General features: G+C 43.1%; 18 protein-coding genes. 17 read left to right on the forward strand and 1 reads right to left on the reverse strand.

The features are described 5' to 3' along the window. Positions 1–21: 21 nt before the first annotated feature. From ACTJKB_RS28640 to ACTJKB_RS28650, 3 genes are all read left to right on the forward strand, one after another. Complete coding sequence (locus ACTJKB_RS28640; RefSeq protein ID WP_440837691.1) at positions 22–954, forward strand: YwmB family TATA-box binding protein; 933 nt, start codon at positions 22–24, stop codon at positions 952–954. Positions 955–1,340: 386 nt separating this feature from the next. Next, complete coding sequence (gene zwf, locus ACTJKB_RS28645; protein ID WP_440837692.1) at positions 1,341–2,891, forward strand: glucose-6-phosphate dehydrogenase; 1,551 nt, start codon at positions 1,341–1,343, stop codon at positions 2,889–2,891. A gap of 348 nt (positions 2,892–3,239) precedes the next feature. Beyond that, positions 3,240–4,820 carry a peptide chain release factor 3 gene (locus ACTJKB_RS28650; protein WP_074083864.1) on the forward strand — a complete coding sequence of 527 codons (1,581 nt, stop codon included), beginning with the start codon at positions 3,240–3,242 and terminating at the stop codon, positions 4,818–4,820. A gap of 117 nt (positions 4,821–4,937) precedes the next feature. Here the strand turns inward: ACTJKB_RS28650 and sspI are convergent, their stop codons facing one another. After that, complete coding sequence (gene sspI, locus ACTJKB_RS28655) at positions 4,938–5,180, reverse strand: small acid-soluble spore protein SspI (RefSeq protein WP_440837693.1); 243 nt, start codon at positions 5,178–5,180, stop codon at positions 4,938–4,940. 124 nt (positions 5,181–5,304) lie between these two features. Between sspI and ACTJKB_RS28660 the strand changes: the two genes are divergently transcribed. The 14 genes from ACTJKB_RS28660 (at position 5,305) to ACTJKB_RS28725 (ending at position 17,185) form a co-directional block, all read left to right on the forward strand. Beyond that, positions 5,305–5,994: a potassium channel family protein gene (locus tag ACTJKB_RS28660; protein WP_074083759.1), complete on the forward strand. Its 690-nt coding sequence runs from the start codon at positions 5,305–5,307 to the stop codon at positions 5,992–5,994. Between the two features lie 31 nt (positions 5,995–6,025). After that, positions 6,026–6,817, forward strand: a complete 792-nt coding sequence (locus ACTJKB_RS28665; protein ID WP_440837694.1) for a TrmH family RNA methyltransferase — start codon at positions 6,026–6,028, stop codon at positions 6,815–6,817. A 46-nt stretch (positions 6,818–6,863) separates the two neighbouring features. Continuing rightward, positions 6,864–7,142 carry a hypothetical protein gene (locus ACTJKB_RS28670; protein WP_440837695.1) on the forward strand — a complete coding sequence of 93 codons (279 nt, stop codon included), beginning with the start codon at positions 6,864–6,866 and terminating at the stop codon, positions 7,140–7,142. A gap of 45 nt (positions 7,143–7,187) precedes the next feature. Further along, positions 7,188–7,415 (forward strand): transposase zinc-binding domain-containing protein, encoded by a 228-nt coding sequence (locus ACTJKB_RS28675; protein ID WP_440837696.1) that lies wholly within the window; start codon positions 7,188–7,190, stop codon positions 7,413–7,415. 602 nt (positions 7,416–8,017) lie between these two features. After that, the gene (locus ACTJKB_RS28680) at positions 8,018–8,200 is read left to right on the forward strand and encodes a hypothetical protein (protein ID WP_440837697.1); all 183 of its coding nucleotides are present in this window, start codon (positions 8,018–8,020) and stop codon (positions 8,198–8,200) included. A 402-nt stretch (positions 8,201–8,602) separates the two neighbouring features. Continuing rightward, the gene (locus ACTJKB_RS28685; RefSeq protein WP_440837698.1) at positions 8,603–9,607 is read left to right on the forward strand and encodes an ABC transporter ATP-binding protein; all 1,005 of its coding nucleotides are present in this window, start codon (positions 8,603–8,605) and stop codon (positions 9,605–9,607) included. Beyond that, positions 9,604–10,401: an ABC transporter permease gene (locus ACTJKB_RS28690; RefSeq protein ID WP_440837699.1), complete on the forward strand. Its 798-nt coding sequence runs from the start codon at positions 9,604–9,606 to the stop codon at positions 10,399–10,401. The genes ACTJKB_RS28685 and ACTJKB_RS28690 overlap by 4 nt, the downstream gene beginning before the upstream one ends. A gap of 25 nt (positions 10,402–10,426) precedes the next feature. Continuing rightward, complete coding sequence (locus ACTJKB_RS28695) at positions 10,427–11,227, forward strand: ABC transporter permease (protein ID WP_440837700.1); 801 nt, start codon at positions 10,427–10,429, stop codon at positions 11,225–11,227. 33 nt (positions 11,228–11,260) lie between these two features. Continuing rightward, complete coding sequence (locus ACTJKB_RS28700) at positions 11,261–12,262, forward strand: glycosyltransferase (RefSeq protein WP_440837701.1); 1,002 nt, start codon at positions 11,261–11,263, stop codon at positions 12,260–12,262. A gap of 26 nt (positions 12,263–12,288) precedes the next feature. Continuing rightward, a complete protein-coding gene (locus ACTJKB_RS28705) occupies positions 12,289–13,569 on the forward strand; it encodes a hypothetical protein (protein ID WP_440837702.1) in 1,281 nt (426 codons plus the stop codon). Positions 13,570–13,577: 8 nt separating this feature from the next. Beyond that, the gene (locus ACTJKB_RS28710; RefSeq protein ID WP_440837703.1) at positions 13,578–14,831 is read left to right on the forward strand and encodes a pyridoxal phosphate-dependent aminotransferase; all 1,254 of its coding nucleotides are present in this window, start codon (positions 13,578–13,580) and stop codon (positions 14,829–14,831) included. A 7-nt stretch (positions 14,832–14,838) separates the two neighbouring features. Beyond that, positions 14,839–15,435 carry an HAD-IA family hydrolase gene (locus tag ACTJKB_RS28715; protein WP_440837704.1) on the forward strand — a complete coding sequence of 199 codons (597 nt, stop codon included), beginning with the start codon at positions 14,839–14,841 and terminating at the stop codon, positions 15,433–15,435. Between the two features lie 37 nt (positions 15,436–15,472). Beyond that, the gene (locus ACTJKB_RS28720; protein ID WP_440837705.1) at positions 15,473–16,597 is read left to right on the forward strand and encodes a tetratricopeptide repeat-containing glycosyltransferase; all 1,125 of its coding nucleotides are present in this window, start codon (positions 15,473–15,475) and stop codon (positions 16,595–16,597) included. After that, positions 16,598–17,185: a GTP cyclohydrolase II gene (locus ACTJKB_RS28725; protein ID WP_440837706.1), complete on the forward strand. Its 588-nt coding sequence runs from the start codon at positions 16,598–16,600 to the stop codon at positions 17,183–17,185. Positions 17,186–17,377: the final 192 nt, after the last annotated feature.

Raw genomic sequence — 17,377 nt, forward strand, 5'->3', positions numbered from 1 at the left:
GGATAGAGAGGGAGATTGACAATGGGGAACAAAGGGATAAGAAGAGGTGCTGGCAAAGGGACACTGCTGATGACCGGATTGTGCTTGGCGGCTGTACTGCTGGCCGGATTCCGCAGTGCAGGTGCTGTAGGAGAAGCGGGCTCAGCTGGGGTGACAACATCGGCTGAAGACACCGCGTTATCCCATCCATCTGCTCCCGCGGCAGCTGCACATACGCCCTCACAAGTTGCCCCGTCCTTCACTCCAACCCAGACTTCATCTAAAGCCATAGCGGACACAGGTACTGACGGTCTCGCTGATTCTCTCGAACGTATGGCAGGCCTTGGCGGTACAGCCACTCTGCCGGATTCACCGCTCCGGCTTGTCTTGAAGTGGCAAGGCGAATACAGTACTGGTACATCCGGCGTATCTACCGCAGAGGCTGCACAGAGCCTCGCGGCGAAGCTTGGGCTTGGAGCTGTCAGCCGGTCTGACGAAGACGGGCATATGACCTCCCGTGCGGCGGCCGTTCTGGCCGGCGCACAGGCCACGCTGTTCTGGAGCGAGCTGGGAGGCGGACGCAGCTATGTGATTGTGACCTTCGAGACGGCGGATCTGCGGAATGCGCCGGAACTTCCGGCCGCTGCAGAAGCGGCCGGACAGCAGATGCATCAGGCGGGCATTGCTGCCGAGTGGAATGCTTCGCTGCAAGGAACCGCTAAGGCTCAGAGCGGGCCGGAAGCCGCACTATTTTTAATAGAACAATCGATCCAAGAACAGCTCCCCGGAATGAACCCAGAAGAGAGCTACGAAGACGACACTACATACAGCCGCTCCTACAGTGTTCCGGGCCTTGAGCGCGCGGTCAGCAGCGGAAGCCATTCCATTGCGCTACAGCTGGCAGTCCATAAGAACGGCAACAACAACACCAACCGGGTGACACTCGGATTCCCTTTAATAACTATTGAATATTGAGCAGGTGATTTCCACACGAACTCCTTGCTATACTATATTTTCCGGAAAAGCCGTTACACGGATATTATACCCCGTAGACGGCTTTTTGTTATATTTGAAGGCTGGTGGCCAAAAACTCCGTATGCGGGCCTGCGTTTGCGGAGCTTTTGGCAGGAGGGTATAATATGTTTGTGAATGCCGGACTGCACCGTCCTATAAGCGGGAGCGCATAAACGGATAAGAAAGAGTAATGGAAATTTGCGAAATCCCGAGAAAAACTGTCAGGAATGTGATAGCATCCTTATCGCGGATATGATAAAATGACATCACGCCGTAGATGTATTTTATGAACTATCCGGCGCTGAGAATGATTGTCAACTATATTACATACAGAGAGATGAGGAGCCATGGCTGAAAATCAAACCCTTGATGCACTGCATACACCCGGTGCTGTATTCTTTATCTTTGGGGCAACCGGAGATCTAGCCCGCCGCAAGCTTTTCCCGGCGATTTACAGTTTGTACCGTGAAGGCAAGCTGACCCATGATTTCGCGGTCATTGGCGTGGCTCGGCGTCCCCGTACCCAAGAGGAATTCCGTGAAGATGTGAAGGAATCCATTTATGAATTCTGCCGCTACCAGGCGGGAGATGCAGACGAATGGAATGAGTTCGTACAGCATTTTGAATACAAGTCTCTGGACATCAACAATATTGACGGATTCCGTGAGCTGAACGAGCAGACCGAAGCACTGGAAGAGAAGTTCCATATTCCAGGGAACCGGATGTTCTATCTCGCCCTTGCTCCCGAACTGTTCGGCAGTGTCTCGTTTAACCTCAAGGCTGGCGGTATGCTGCAGACCCGGGGCTGGAACCGTCTAGTGATCGAGAAGCCGTTCGGCTATAATCTGGAATCCGCAGAACAACTGAACGAGCAGATCCGCCAGGTGTTCAAGGAAGAAGAGATCTACCGGATCGACCATTACCTGGGCAAGGAAATGGTGCAGAACATTGAAGTGATCCGTTTTGCTAATGCCTTCTTCGAGCCGCTCTGGAACAACAAGCATATTGCCAACATTCAGATTACACTCGGTGAAACCGTTGGGGTAGAGGAACGCGGCGGGTACTATGACCATGCAGGAGCGCTGCGTGATATGGGCCAGAATCATATTCTGCAACTGCTGACGATGATTGCGATGGAACCGCCAAGCCGTCTACTGGCGGAAGATATCCGTGATGAGAAGGTTAAAGTGCTGCGCTCGCTGCGGCCTTACGCTTCCTCTGAGGAAGTTCATGAGAACGTGGTGCGCGGACAGTATACACAAGGCCTCTATAAAGGCAAAACCCTTCCGGCTTACCGCCAGGAAGACAAGGTAGATCCAGAGTCGAATACGGAGACGTATTTTGCGGCCCGTGTATTTGTAGACAATTTCCGCTGGGCGGGTGTACCGTTCTATATCCGTACGGGTAAACGCCTACCTGTTAAGACCACAGAAGTGGTGGTGGAGTTCAAGGGTATGCCGACCAACGTCTATTTGGGTCAAAAGCATAAACTGGAGCCGAACCTCCTTGTCATCCGCGTTAATCCGATGGAAGGCATCTACGTGAAGATCAATGCCAAGAAGCCCGGCTCGGAATCGGAAATCCAGCCGCTTGCTATGGATTTCTGCCAGAGCTGCATGGTCGGCATCAACTCGCCTGAAGCTTACGAGCGTCTGCTGCATGATGCCGCGCGCGGCGATTCAACCTACTTTACCCGCTGGGATGAAGTATCGTCAGCATGGTCCTTCGTGGACCGCATTGCGAAGGCATGGAAGGAAGGCACAGGTGATCTGGCATCCTATCCGGCAGGCTCCTGGGGTCCGGTCGAAGCCGATCAGCTTCTGGCCCGTGAAGGCTTCCACTGGTGGCCGGTTAACGGACAGGATGAAGACAACGTGGTATGGCAGACTAACAGCTAGTTCATCGCGTAAATGATTTATGGTATGAAGCGGTTCCCCCTGTAGTTGCCTTTGATGGCTGCAGGGGGATTTTTGCGTGGTTACCGCTTTGCACAGATAATCATTCCCCCGACAATTTACCAACAACTTTGCCTTCAACCGCTTATTATGTAGATAATCTCCCCCGGATTTTGTTATACTGAGAAGGATGCTTTCACCAGAAGAGGAAATGTAACAATAACGGTATGTGACAACGGCAAATTCACCGATAAAGGGGTTTGTACCAATGAGCAGAACACCGATTTGATGGACACCCGGTAATTGAAGCAGAAGCATGAATTTATATATGAAGGGATACGTGCAAACTATATGGCACCGGATCAGAAGCTGCAAAAGGAAGTGGACAAACGCAGAACGTTTGCGATCATTTCCCACCCGGATGCGGGGAAAACAACATTAACGGAGAAGCTGCTGCTGTTCGGCGGCGCGATCCGTTTGGCGGGTTCGGTTAAGGCCCGTAAAGCGAGCAAGCATGCGACTAGTGACTGGATGGAAATTGAAAAACAGCGCGGAATCTCTGTAACTTCCTCCGTGATGCAATTTGACTATCTGGATCACCGGGTGAATATTTTGGATACCCCGGGTCACCAGGATTTCAGTGAGGACACCTATCGTACTTTAACGGCTGCGGACAGTGCAGTCATGTTGATTGACGTAGCCAAGGGTGTGGAAGCACAGACGATCAAGCTGTTCCAGGTCTGCGCCAAACGGGGCATTCCGATTTTTACGTTCATTAACAAACTGGACCGTGAAGGTCAAAGTCCGTTCGAGCTGATGGAAGAGCTGGAGAATGTGCTGGGCATCCGCTCTGTACCGATGAACTGGCCAATCGGCGGAGGGCGTGAGCTCTGCGGCGTATATGACCGGATGAAGAATCAGGTGGAGCTGTTCCAGGGCGACGACCATTCTGTAATCAACGTGCAAAAGGTTGAAAGTTACCGTGACCCAATCATCCGCGAGATGGCCGGAGATTACCTGCATGACCAGCTGTGTCAGGATCTCGAGCTGCTTGACGTGGCAGGGGATGCTTTTGACTATGAAAAAGTACTGCGCGGTGAGCTGACACCGGTATTCTTCGGCAGTGCGATTAATAATTTTGGCGTGCAGACCTTTCTCGACAACTTCCTGGAGCTTGCACCGAAACCGGAGCCGCGTCGCAGTACTGTCGGCTCCATAGAGCCGACGAATGAGAAATTCACCGGCTATGTCTTCAAAATCCAGGCGAACATGAACCCGGCCCACCGTGACCGGATCGCCTTCCTGCGGATCGTGTCCGGCAAGTTCGAGCGCGGTATGAGCGTGAAACATGTTCGTGCAGGCAAGGACATTAAGCTGTCCCAGCCGCAGCAATTCCTGGCTCAGGACCGTGATATCGTCGAGGAAGCTTTTCCGGGGGATATTATCGGGCTGTTCGATCCCGGCATTTTCCGTATTGGGGATACACTGAGTCAAGCCGGAGATATCGAGTTCGATGAGCTGCCGACGTTCTCGCCGGAGATTTTCTCCAAAGTGAGTATCAAAAATGCCCTCAAATCAAAGCAGTTCCAGAAGGGGATCGACCAGCTGACAGAAGAGGGCATGATTCAGGTGTTCCGCACGGTCAACTTCGACGATATTCTGCTGGGTGTCGTCGGACAGCTGCAATTCGAGGTGTTCGAATACCGCATGAAAGGCGAGTATGGCGTAGATGTTCAGCTACAGCGGATGAGCTATCAGTTCGCGCGCTGGATTGTGGACGAGAACAAGCCGGATGCAAGCAAGTTCCGCATCAACTCCACGCTGGTCACGGACAAGAAAGGCAACTATGTTGTGCTCTTCGAGAACGAATACGCGATGCGTACGGCCATGGAAAAGAATCCGACTGCAAAATTCCTGGAGACGGCTCCTTAAATGATCGACCTGTGTATCGGGTCTTAGTACCAGAGAGATGCTCTCTGTCAAAAAAACCTCCGTTTCCACAATGCGCAGCTGCGCTGTGGAACGCGGAGGTTTTTTGCTAGACTAGCGTCACTGCTGGGAGGTGATGGAGCCTGGAGTGATCTTCTCCAAATGCTCGTGCAGCATCGAGACCAGTGCATCCTGCTTGGCGTGGTCCAGATCCTTCCACATCATTTCGAATACAGCACCTAGTCCAGGCAGCGCCGTTTCGGGCCCGTCCACGGAGCCTTCAATCATCTGCCGCAGGTCGGCTTCGGACTGACCGTGCACTTTATGGATAATCGCCTGGCGCAAATCAATGGTAACCGGCATGAATAGAGCCTCCTTAGATATTTTGGGTTATTCCAAAGTTCAACTAATGTTTGCCTCGTTATAAGGTGCCCTGAAAGTGCGCTGGAAATTCAAGTTTGGGGCTCCTTATGCTATACTGTGTGAGATGCAAATTGCTACGGGAGGTACAGAAATGGCTGCAAAAAAACAATATGCCGTAATCGGCATGGGGCGTTTCGGCTCAAGTGTCGCCAAGGCGCTCAGCGGCATGGGATTCGATGTGCTGGCGATCGATGCTGACGAGCAGCGCACGCAAGAAATCTCAAGCATAGTAACCCATGCCGTATCCGCTGATTCCACAGATGAAGAGGCGCTGCGTGCGCTGGGCATCCGCAACTTCGATGTGGTGGTGGTGGCAATTGGTGAAGATATTCAGGCCAGCATTCTGACGACGCTGATTCTGAAGGACCTTGGCGTTCCGGCCATTCTGGTCAAGGCCAAAAGCGAGCTGCACGGCAAGGTACTCAGCAAGATTGGCGCAGACAAAGTGATTTATCCCGAACGGGATATGGGCATGCGGGTGGCACATCACCTGGCTTCGCCCAATATCCTTGACTATATCGAGCTGTCACCGGATTACAGTATCCTCGATATGAAGGTGTCCGGACCGATGCTGGGCAAGAACCTGCAGGAGCTGAACATCCGCGCCAAATACGGCTGCAACGTTATGGCTATCCGCCGGGGTGAGGAAATGAACATTTCCCCCAGAGCGGAAGACCGCCTGGTCGAAGGTGACGTACTTGTCATTGTTGGCCGGAAGGACAATCTGACGAAGCTGGAAATAGCCTATCAATAGGCGCAGCACGGAACAGAAAGGTAGGACCCCTATGGAAATTATGTCTCCCCAAAATACGCGGGTGAAGGAATGGGCCAGTCTTCAGGAGAAGAAGCACCGTGACAAAACCGGCAAATATATTGTGGAAGGAATCCATCTGGTACAGGAGGCGTTGCTTGCTGAAACCGAGGTGGAGTGCCTGGCCTTTGACCTGGATAAAGGCATGCCTTCTGAGCTGAAGTCTCTGCTCCAATCGGTGCAGGGTATGGAGGTCATCGGTGTATCAGCGGCGGTTATCGCCAAGTGCAGCAGCACCGGGACACCGCAGCCGGTATTTGCCATTGTGCACAAGGAGCAACAGGGCCTGGAAGCCATCCTCGCGAAGCCGGACAGCTGGGTTATGGTGCTTGATGGTGTTCAGGACCCTGGCAACGTAGGGACGATTATCCGCAGTGCCGATGCCGCAGGTGCGGACGGCGTGATCCTCGGCAAAGGCTGCGCCGATCTGTACAATCCCAAGACCATCCGCTCCACGATGGGCTCGATGTTCCATCTCCCGGTTGTGGAGGGGGACTTAAGCGCCATTCTGCCGCAGGCCCGGGGACGCGGCGCACTGCTGGTCAGCACTTCACTGACGGGAACGGACTCCTGCTACACCCATGATTTTCACGGTAGCCAGTGGCTGCTGATCGGCAGCGAAGGCCAGGGCATCTCACCACAGACGGCCGCCCTCGTTGACAAAAGCATCATTATCCCTATGGCCGGCCGTGCCGAATCGCTTAATGCGGCGATGGCCGCGACGATTCTGCTGTTTGAGGGGATGCGGCAGCGGGGTTTTAACTAAACAATAATTCCTGTCCATTGTGAGCTGTAATTCATCTAGTCACCGTTTGGAACGTAGTTTGTCACTGGTTTGTAACGATTTTTGGCACAATAATTTAAGTCCTGATGATCAAGAAACCCTTGATTTATCAGGGCTTTTTTGTTGTTCAAGAAATTATACAATACAAAAAAATGTGGATAGCTCTGAAGAAAAAGGTAGGGGGGATGAACATGAAAAACCAAGAAACGTGGAAGAAACGAGGAATCATAAAGCAGATCCTAAAAGACCACTTTCATGGGTTCATGGAAATGCATGGACATCACCTGCCAGAGGACCTTCGCAGTAGTATTACAGTAACGGGAATAAAGCCATGCGCTGTGGCACGCGGGATATGGGCTACGCGAGATATGAATGCAAGGGATGTACAAAAGGCACGCCGGATCCGGTGTGTATTTGTTTTACCTGTAAAAGCCGCTTTTGTCATGGATTCGGGAAAAAGTATAAGGATGAATGGGCAGAAAAGCAGCAGGAACGTATCTTGAATGTGCCTCACCGCCATCTGGTCTTTACGGTACAAGAAGAATTGTATAAGGTGTTTTTCAAGACCGGCATAAGTTAAATGAACTCAGCAACCAAGTGGCTAAAGTGATTCAGTATTACTACCGGCGGAAAAAAAGAGTAAGAGATATGAGTCGGTGTCATAATGGTAATACATACATTTGGACACGATTAAAAGTTTAACCCGCACACCCATTCACTCATTACAGAAGGTACGCTGGACCGGAACAAGGAGTGGATAAAGGCAGAGTTTATCTCGTATGAGTACTTACGAAAGCCGTGGCAAAAGTTTTACGTGAATGGGGAACAACGGATGAAAGATGCGCGGGGAGCCGCAAAATATATTGGGCGCTATTTAGCACGTCCGGCGATCGCGGAGTACTGAGTCGTCAGTTATGATTACCATAAAGTCCATTATTGGTATGCAGATCATCGAACGGGTAAACGAGTCGATGTGGTCTTGCCAGTGGTGAAGTTTATTTAGACCTGGTGCAGCCCATCCCGCCAAAGCATTTCCGGATGGTAGGGCGCTACGGTTTATACAGCCGTGGAAAAAACAAGGAGTCGCAGATGGTTATAAGTCAGTGGCGGTTCATGGTATATAAACAAATCGAGATGATCTTTTCATCCAAATAATAAAAGAAGGAGAGTTGTCGTGAGCGAATGCTGGAAAGTTATGGTCAAGATCCGCTGATCTGTCCCTGCTGTAAGCACCGGATGTTGCTTATGGTGATTTGGCATGCAGAATATGGCCGGATTTATTATGAAGAAGAGCGAGAATATGCAAACCAAAAGAAATGGGGGATAAGGAAACATGAGGAAAGGCGAAGAGAACAAACCGCATAAAATGAAGGATTGTGACCTATGGGAACCGTGGGGAGAAGAAGAGCCCGAGGTATGGATTGACTATGTCTGTGTGGAGTGGGGAATTGGACCTCGTGCCTTAGTTTATCGTGGGCGAGTGTTCATATGGGCTGAAAGCCGGAGAATCGCCGGAGTTTTTCTGTCCTTCTTCAACATTACTTTATTTCCCAGTCATTATTCAATGCATTAACTATAAAAATTATAATTAATTTCCGAAAATATGGGACTTAATCCGAAAAATAGATACTATACTGGGTATTTATAGAGTTATAAAATTGAAATAAAGGAATTTAGAGGAGGATGAAAATTATTTAGTAATGTTAAAAATAAGAAATATTATTCTTACTAAAATAATAAATGTAAAAAACCTTTATGGAGGTTCAAATGAATTTGATTTCTCTTGAAAAAATATCTAAGATCTACCGGCAACCGATAAAAGAAAAAGGTGTTGCGGGGGCAATGAAACATTTGTTCTCACCAAAGTATGTAGATAAAATCGCTGTTAACAATATAAGCTTGTCTATAAGAGAAGGAGAATCTGTTGCATTCTTAGGTTCAAATGGAGCGGGTAAATCAACAGTAATAAAAATGATGACAGGTGTTTTAGTTCCAACAGGCGGAGATATTCTAATTAATAAGCTGATTCCGCATCTGAATCGAATTCAATATACGAAGTCTATTGGTGCAGTTTTTGGCCAGAGAACTCAAATGTGGTGGGATATACCTATCCTTGAATCATTCAGAATGCTAAAGGAAATCTATGAAATTCCAGATTTAATATATGCAGATAATATGAGCACATTTGAAAATATATTGGAACTCGGAGAATTTATTCATTTATCGGCGAGAAGCTTATCTCTAGGCCAGAGAATGAGGGCAGACTTAGCGGCAGCTTTTTTACATAATCCCAAAATTGTTTTTCTCGACGAGCCGACTATTGGCCTGGATATTGAAGTGAAACAAAGAGTTCGGTATTTTATCAAAAAGCTAAATCAGGAAAAGGAAACGACAGTTATATTAACTACGCATGATTTGGATGACATTGATGATATTTGCAGAAGGCTTCTCGTCATTGATCGAGGTAACATTATTCATGATGGTGAATTGCAGCAAGCAAAGGATAACTTTGCAAGGAAACGCGTTATTCATATTAAGCTTAAAGATTCCGTTGATATCAACGCTATTTCGAAAGAATTATCCTATTTCGATGCCTGCTGTATAGATGAAAGACAAATTTCTTTAACTTTTGACCGATTTGAACATACTGCGGGAAGCATTGTGAATACGGTGATGAATTTTTCAGCGGTTGTAGATTTTTCCATCGAAGAGCCTGGAATTAATCAAGTAGTCAGAAATATAAACGACCGATCTCAAAAGAAAATAATATGAAAAATAATAAATACATAGCAATTATGAGGTCTTCAATTCAGGATTCAATAGCGTATAGAACAGCTTTTTTTAGTAATTTGTTATTCAGTGTGGTGAAAATGGTATGCCTTTTTTATATTTGGAAGGCTATCTTTGCAAGTAATGAAGTAGTAAATGGATTTGGGTGGGAAAATTTAAAACAATATTTATTAATATCTTATATATGTAATAACTTGCTGTCCCTTAAAACCGATTATGAAATCTCGAAAAAGATTATGGTAGGCAGTGTCGTTATGGATCTGCTTAGGCCTATTAATTTTCAGAAAGCGAATTTTGCTCAAACTCTTGGTGCAAGCATTTTTGAAGGTACTTTCAGTACTGTTTTTGTCGGAACACTTCTCAAATTCGCTTTTGATATACCGTTACCTAATCATCCACAAACATGGATCATGACTGCAATTAGCATACTTTGCTCCTTATGGGTTCGATACACACTTATTTTTTTGTTCAGTCTCTTGTGTTTTTGGACTACAAGCATAAATGGAATTGTGGCATTTCGTACTGCGCTTATCAATCTTTTTTCTGGTGCGCTAATACCCCTGAATTTTTTTCCTGAATGGTTCAAGACGGTTGCTCTATTTTCTCCTTTTCAATCCCTACTGCATACACCTGCTTCAATTTTCTTGCAGAAGGTCGATATCCATACTGCTATTTCATTGATAGGAGTGCAAATATTATGGTTTGGGGTAATGTGGTTCCTTGGTTCCTTATTTTGGAGAAAAGCAATAAAAAAATTAACAGTATATGGAGGTTAGCCGATAATCTGAGATGGGTGAGTGTATGAAATTACTCAAACGAAATGTAGCTATGTATTTTCGGCTTATGGGACAACAAGTGAAAGTTCTATTGGAATATAAGATCGATTTATTAATTATGTCGCTTTCCTCCATATTCACATGCACATTAGGATTGATATTTCTTGGAGTTATTTTTGAGAAAATACCTCAGATCAACGGATGGTCACTCAATCAAATGCTGTTAATATACGGTATGGTCACATTTTCGGAAGGACTGGCTTCGTTATTATTTGAAGGTGTATGGAGTCTGCCATTTTCAATTAATTCAGGCGGACTTGATAAATATCTTTTGAGACCGCTTTCAATAACGCTACAGGTGATAAGCTCAAAAATTGGAGTTAACGGGTTAGGCAATATTGTAATTGGTCTTGTTATTGTAGGCTATTCGTTAAATAACACTGGCATAGAGTGGACTGCTGGAAAAGTAATTGCTTTTTTGCTTATTTTTCTTTTCGTAAGTATGATATCAGCTTCTATCAATCTGGCTGCCAATTCAATATCATTTTGGTACAAAAATGCAGGCATTTCTCTTCCTGTTTCTATTAATGGATTTCATGAATTCGGAAAATATCCAATAAATATTTATAACCATGCCATACAGTTAATTTTAATTTTTATTCTACCTTATGCATTTATAGGATTTATACCAGCATCATTTCTTTTTGAGAAAACATTATGGAAATACTTGTGGTTTATCTGTCCAATTGCTTCTATATATTGCATGTGGGGTTCGCTTTTTCTTTTTAAAGCAGGTCTGAAAAGATATGAGAGCGCAGGTAATTAATTGGATGTATTCAGTTTAGACGGGAGCGAAGGTATGAGTTCCATTTCTGTGGTAATTCCCACGTACAACAAGTTAAGTGACTTGGAAAGCACTTTGTCAGGCTTTACACAACAAACGAACAAGAATTTTGAGATTGTAATTGCGGATGATGGAAGCACAGATAATACACAACAAATGATTCGATCCTTTTCTCATCAAATGAATATCGTTTATTCTTACGGTGAATCGAAGGGGAGAGCCAGCGCAAGAAATCGGGGAATACAGTTGGCTAGTGGTGATTTAATTGTTTTTGTTGATAGTGACCGGATTCCCTCATCTTCCTTTTTAGAGGAACATTGCAATGCTTTACGTGCAAAAGAGAAGATAGTAAGCATTGGTTCAAAATACTCAATACTAAGAAAATACACCAGTAAACTTCGTATTCCATTTAATGCACAGACAGAATTTTTACGCTTTATAGAACGTAATCCCGGGGTGACCCAAAAATTATTAAATGAAGAAACGCTGTTTACCTCGGAAGTATTAAGACAGAATCTGGATGCGGCTATAAAGACTTTTTATTTATTTGAACCTCCAGATAACTTTAACTCGATTCGTGAAGTTGTTTCAGACCGGTTCAGTGATTTCAGGTTTGCCTGGATAGCGGCTACGACAGGGAATATGGCATTAAGACGCAATGATATAAGGGATTTAAGCTTTGACGAATCAATGATTGGATGGGGAGCGGAAGATACAGATTTTGCTTACCAGCTATATTTACGTGGGTATGAATTTCATTTTACTCCAGAGGCTTCGAACTATCATCAAGAGCACCCAAGAGCACCAGGAGAGTTTGAACAGCTGATAAATAATATAAAAAGGATGTGTGCTAAGTATCCTGATGCTATAGAGATACTTTTATGGCGTAAAGTAACGGAATACAAAGATAACTTCACGTTCTTAGAAGCGGATAAGATGCTGAAAGAGTTTGAGAAATTACCGAGTGGAGTACTGAGAGAGAGCATCTTATCCTTATTACAGGAGAAATACTGTTAGGACGAGGTAGATTTGAATGTTAATTAATGAGTAATACATTATTTGAAAAAGGTGGAGAAAGAATGGTGCCTCATTATTTCGAACAAATATCTACACTCGAGAGTGATTATGATGAAATATTACATTTAACAGCCAATGAAAATGTTATGTCTGACTTAGCGTTACATTTTTACCGCTCCAAATTAGCTCATCGTTACAATATGGGGGAAGGCGTAGACGGTGTCTTTGTTCATAGTAATTTTGCAGCTAAAGGAATGCCAGAGATTTCTGAATTGATAAACGATGCATCTGTTAGATTGAAAGTGATGCTAAATGCAGGTTTGGTCAATTTAAATTGTTTATCCGGTGTCCATGCCATGATTAGCGTCCTTTTAAGTACTACAGATCCAGGAGATCGGATTATGACGGTGTCTTCAAAGCATGGTGGACATTTCTGTACTAAAGGGATTGTGGAGAGAAGTGGCAGGGGGCATGTATTTGCCGAGTATGATCACGCGAATATTACTTTTAGTGTAGATGGTATAGCCGAGATTTTTAAAAAAAATAATTGTAAGGCGTTATATCTGGACACCTCTGTGCTTTTAAAGCCCCATCCCATTAAGCTTCTAAGGGAAGCGCTCGGTAATGAGGCCATTATTATTTACGATGCAAGCCATACGATTGGTTTAATTATGGGCGGTAAATTCCAGTCTCCCTTATTGGAAGGGGCTAATATTATTGTCGCCAATACGCATAAAACTTTACCAGGTCCCCATCATGGTTTAATTGCATTTAGGGATGAAGCAGATGCCCAAGACTTCAATAAAATTATTCATAATAATTTTTACTCCTCTACACATATCAATAGTGTTATTGCATTGGCTATAACAATTATAGAAATGGATATATGGGGTAAAGAATATGCAGATCAAATCGTTAGAAACTCGAATCATTTAGGAAGTTGTCTGGAGCAGTATGGATATAATGTAAGAAAGCTTGGCCAGAACAGATTTACAGAAAATCATCAACTGCATGTTTACATAAATGAAGAGAATAAAATAATTGTAAAAAGATTTCTAGATAACAATATGTCCGTTAATACCAGCAAAGCACTGGGGAATGATTTGTTTTTGAGGTTAGGATTACAAGAAGTAACAAGAAGGGGGATGAAAGAAAAAGATATAGAACAGATTGCAGTATTTATAAAGAAAATTTTAAGAGATGAGTATGTAAAGAAAGATGTTATTGATTTTAATAGCAAATTTATAAATGTGAACTATGGATTTGGTATGGAGCACATTCACAAACCTATGGTCTTTAATAGTTAGGAGGAAATATGATATTAACTAAAACAATTCATGAAGTTACGTATCAGAGATTCAGAGAATATTTGGATTTAACCTATTCTCAAAATATAAAGCAAAAAGTCGTGGCATTATCAACGGGATATCCTGAGCCTGGTGAGTTTCCTTTGCCTAAAGTAATACTTTCCAAGCTGGCGGTTGAAATAAATGGGGTGGAGAAACCAAGACAAGGTTATGGATGGGATGCCGGATCTCAACCACTGCGGGAAATACTGATAGAGCTGGAGAATAGTTTACATAGTACAAACTATTCAATCAGAAATATTTGCATGGTGGCTGGAGCAACCTATGGCTTTAACAGAATATTAGAAGCGATATTCGAAGGGGAGAACAAGGGGAAGAAACTTCTCGTTGTAGGTCCCACATACTATAGGATGCTGAACCGGGTCGAGAGATTAGCACAAATTGATTCCGTCATTGGTTCTGAAAAGAAAGAATTTCAGATAACAGCGGAGGAATTGATAGATTCTATCGATGCGAATACAAAAGCGATATTCATCGCAAATCCGACAAACCCTACCTATTTGTATTATTCCGAGGATTTTTTCGAGAAGATCATTCCATTTTTAGAAGAGAAACGTATTTATTTAATTATTGATGAATCAGGAGATGCTTTTTATCAAGGAGAGGGGAACAAAAGATTAAAGAGGTTTCCAGCCGGTATTAACAATAAATACGTCATTCGTATTGTAACCGCTTCAAAGAAATACCTTCTTGCTGAGTACAGAATTGGCTATGTCTTGGCGGATGAGACTTTTATGGGCGATAAGACTAAAGGGTTTATCAAGATTATTGGTGATGATATAGGAAATGCACCATTAGCAGTCAATGAAGCCTGGGTGGAAATCGCACTACATGAATTAGCCGTTCTAAGAAACGAAAAATGCTCATGTCAACAATGTGACTTTATAACTCAAATGGCAGAAAATAACCGCCGGATGCTCTATTTGAGAAATCTAAGCATGGATCACTTATTAAAATCTCCGAGTGTAGAAAATATCATTATACCAGAAGCGAATTTTAATATTACTTTTAAGATTAATAACTATAAATACAAGAGTGATATAGCTTTATTTAAAGCACTATTGAAAGACAGCAGTATAAGTTTATTACCTTGTTCTGGACTAGGGTTAGATGAATCCTTGATGTATTTTAGGCTGACTTACGGAATAAATGAGGAAGTTTTGATTTATGGATTGGATAGACTGAAAAAATTCTTGGAATAGGTGAATTATGGCGATTAAAACAATTATATGTGATTTATCGGATGTATTAATAAAAGGAATTGAAGGAATAGAGGGCAAGATTTCGAAAAAAATTGGAGTATCTGAAGAAAGAATTTCGGATAAGTTATACATGTATGATTTCTCCCCTTTTTGGCTAGGGAAAGTCACGGAGGATGAGTTCATCCATTCTTTACTATCTTCAAGTCCTCAGTATGATTTATCAGTTACGGATTTTAAACAGATGATAAGAGAGCATTTCATTGAAATAGAAGGAACAAGAGAAATATATGAGAGGTTAGGTTCCAAATATGAATTAATTCTATTATCCGTAAACTCTAAAGAATGGGTTCAGTATATGGAAAATCATTTTGATTATGAAAGATTATTCAATATTATTATTTATTCTTACGATATTGGTTATGTTAAAAGGCAAAAAGAATCATTCAGATATGTACTTTCAAAATACAACTTAAATAGCGAAGAAGTTTTATTAATTGATGATTCCCAGAGGAATATTAATACAGCAGCAACCCTAGGGATCAAAACCTTGAGGTTTGTGAATTCAAATCAATTGAAAAAGGATTTAGAGAGGCTTGCAATATGAAGATAAAGGGGGGAATAAGTTGCTTATTAGCCTATGTATGATTATTAAAAATGAAGAGAAGTACTTAAGTGAACTACTTTTATCCATAAAGCCATATGTTGATGAAATTATAATAGTCGATAATAATTCAACGGACGACAGCTATAATATTGCAATGGAAGCAGGAGCACAAGTAGTAAGAGCTTCAGCTACATCATTAGATGTGCTGCGAAATATCGGACTTGAACTTGCTACTGCGGAGTGGGTCTTAGTGATAGATGCGGACGAGTGCATTCATACACAGGATCTTATAAGAATTAGAGAAATTGTTAAAAAAACAGACGCCGATGCTATTTCATTCCCAAACTACAATTACTACGGAGATGGCCTTTGGGCATTTGTATATAAATTAAGATTGTTTAGAAATGATCCGCAGATTAGATGGTCAGGCAAATGGCACGAATCCGTTCAGCCGTCTATTGATAAGAGCAATAAAACTATGGTTCGGATGACTGACATTACACTTCACCATTTAGAGGTTAGAGGAAGAGATCGAAGTTTGGAAAAGAGACACAGAAATATTGAAAGGATTCAGGAAGCTTTAAATACAGATCCAAATTCCAATTTATATTCTTTATTGAGTCTTGAATTTTTTGTGATAGATAATTTTGAGAAAGCCTTGGAATGCTGCCAAAAAGCTTTCGATTTAGAAGAAAATTATTATCTCGCTCTTAGATTTATGGCTCAATACTACATTATTCAGGGTGAACTAGATGAAGCGGAAAAATTATTAACGAAAGCATTACAGAATAAAAATAATAGCAGAGACCGCCTTTACTTTGCATTGGCCTCAATATATCAAATAAGAGGATCCTATGACATAGCTCTTAACTATATTGATGAAGCGTTAAAAATTGATAGCGGAGCACATCATTTCATAAATAAGGCTTTTTTGGTCATGGAGATGGGGGGGGACCAGACAGAGGTCAATAACCTTCTGAAGTTGGCTTTAATTAAAAATCCTTTATTACTGGAAAAAAGCATATATGCATCGCTGCAAAAGGCAAACATATATGCACCACAGACAAGTCTGCTGCCAATATATCAAAAATTCAATGATAAACCATCTTTCTGGAATAAAATTCAAGGAATGAAAAATGAGAATCTAAAGGAGAGTCTTTGAATGACAATTTCTAGCTCAACACCATTAGTTACGCAATATGGATCTTTTACTGTAACGTTGCATAAATTTGAGCCGAACTATGAATGTGTTACGTTTCATATGGGAGATATTACGGAAGGAACACCATTGGTTAGAATTCATTCTAGTTGCTTATTCAGTGAAGCTTTCCACTCCTTGGATTGCGATTGCAAATTACAATTATCGGGCTGTTTGGAGAGAATAGGACAATTAGGAAAAGGTGTTGTAGTGTATTTATATCAGGAAGGCAGAGGGCATGGTTTAGATAACAAGATAAAGGCTATGAGACTGGAACAAGAATATGAGATTGATACCGTCCAAGCATTTCAAAGACTTAATTTTGAGCTTGATCCCAGAGAATATTCGTTTGCGATAACAGCATTGGGAGACTTAAATCTTTCTAAAACTATAAAGGTAGCCAGTAATAATTTCCGGAAAATTACGGTGTTAAAATCAGGCGGATATAAAGTTATTGAGCAAGTGGAGTTAACTTATCCAGTGAACGAGCACGTTAAAAAATATTTAGAGGTTAAACGTGAGAAACTAGGGCATTCAATAAGTTTTATATAGAGTCAGGTGAGGTGAGCCTTATGAACAAAACAATAGCTGATCTGCTGTTTGGCGGAAAAGAAGAACAGGAGACGGACTATGAGCAAGTATATCCCCCGAGAGCACTAAAAGCGGGAGCGCTTGTAAGCCGGTTCGGCCCGAGCCCGACCGGTTTCTTACACATCGGCGGAGTTTTTGCTGCGTTAATTTCCC

This window comes from Paenibacillus sp. 22594, from assembly GCF_052044425.1.
Taxonomy (GTDB): domain Bacteria; phylum Bacillota; class Bacilli; order Paenibacillales; family Paenibacillaceae; genus Paenibacillus_AQ.

What these genes read in the sequence shown, in the direction of transcription:
- ACTJKB_RS28640 (WP_440837691.1), top strand. Translation starts at nt 22, where the DNA reads ATGGGGAACAAAGGGATAAGAAGAGGTGCTGGCAAAGGGACACTGCTG.
- zwf (WP_440837692.1), top strand. Translation starts at nt 1,341, where the DNA reads ATGGCTGAAAATCAAACCCTTGATGCACTGCATACACCCGGTGCTGTA.
- ACTJKB_RS28650 (WP_074083864.1), top strand. Translation starts at nt 3,240, where the DNA reads ATGGCACCGGATCAGAAGCTGCAAAAGGAAGTGGACAAACGCAGAACG.
- sspI (WP_440837693.1), bottom strand. Translation starts at nt 5,180, where the DNA reads ATGCCGGTTACCATTGATTTGCGCCAGGCGATTATCCATAAAGTGCAC.
- ACTJKB_RS28660 (WP_074083759.1), top strand. Translation starts at nt 5,305, where the DNA reads ATGCAAATTGCTACGGGAGGTACAGAAATGGCTGCAAAAAAACAATAT.
- ACTJKB_RS28665 (WP_440837694.1), top strand. Translation starts at nt 6,026, where the DNA reads ATGGAAATTATGTCTCCCCAAAATACGCGGGTGAAGGAATGGGCCAGT.
- ACTJKB_RS28675 (WP_440837696.1), top strand. Translation starts at nt 7,188, where the DNA reads ATGGGCTACGCGAGATATGAATGCAAGGGATGTACAAAAGGCACGCCG.
- ACTJKB_RS28680 (WP_440837697.1), top strand. Translation starts at nt 8,018, where the DNA reads ATGCTGGAAAGTTATGGTCAAGATCCGCTGATCTGTCCCTGCTGTAAG.
- ACTJKB_RS28685 (WP_440837698.1), top strand. Translation starts at nt 8,603, where the DNA reads ATGAATTTGATTTCTCTTGAAAAAATATCTAAGATCTACCGGCAACCG.
- ACTJKB_RS28690 (WP_440837699.1), top strand. Translation starts at nt 9,604, where the DNA reads ATGAAAAATAATAAATACATAGCAATTATGAGGTCTTCAATTCAGGAT.
- ACTJKB_RS28695 (WP_440837700.1), top strand. Translation starts at nt 10,427, where the DNA reads ATGAAATTACTCAAACGAAATGTAGCTATGTATTTTCGGCTTATGGGA.
- ACTJKB_RS28700 (WP_440837701.1), top strand. Translation starts at nt 11,261, where the DNA reads ATGAGTTCCATTTCTGTGGTAATTCCCACGTACAACAAGTTAAGTGAC.
- ACTJKB_RS28705 (WP_440837702.1), top strand. Translation starts at nt 12,289, where the DNA reads ATGAGTAATACATTATTTGAAAAAGGTGGAGAAAGAATGGTGCCTCAT.
- ACTJKB_RS28710 (WP_440837703.1), top strand. Translation starts at nt 13,578, where the DNA reads ATGATATTAACTAAAACAATTCATGAAGTTACGTATCAGAGATTCAGA.
- ACTJKB_RS28715 (WP_440837704.1), top strand. Translation starts at nt 14,839, where the DNA reads ATGGCGATTAAAACAATTATATGTGATTTATCGGATGTATTAATAAAA.
- ACTJKB_RS28720 (WP_440837705.1), top strand. Translation starts at nt 15,473, where the DNA reads ATGATTATTAAAAATGAAGAGAAGTACTTAAGTGAACTACTTTTATCC.
- ACTJKB_RS28725 (WP_440837706.1), top strand. Translation starts at nt 16,598, where the DNA reads ATGACAATTTCTAGCTCAACACCATTAGTTACGCAATATGGATCTTTT.